We start from the raw sequence: 276 nt of genomic DNA, 5'->3' as shown, positions 1-276 counted from the left end.
CGCGCGACACGGCGATCGGGAGGAAGACGGCTACCCACAGCTGCGCGATGAAGGGGAGAAACCATCCGGCGACGGTGAACCCGCCGAGTGCGGCGACGGTGATGAGAATCGCGAGCACCAATAGGAGGATACGGGCGGGACGTCGTGGCAGAAACAGCGTGATCGCAGCCACGACGACCGGAGCGATCCCGACGAGCGCGACCCAGGGGCCTCCCGGATCGGCGGTCGTCCGCAGGACGTTCGTTCCGTCATCGAATCGATCGACCGTGGACCAGA

The 276-nt window shown here is 66.3% G+C and carries 1 protein-coding gene; it reads right to left on the bottom strand.

What is annotated here, in order from left to right; translation table 11 throughout:
* The coding region (locus ACZ3HG_RS23555; RefSeq protein ID WP_465334772.1) for a hypothetical protein at positions 1-276 on the bottom strand (276 nt) is incomplete at both ends.

This window comes from Erwinia sp. PME.40.26/001, assembly GCF_055556675.1.
This window is presented reverse-complemented; position numbering and strand designations above follow the sequence as displayed.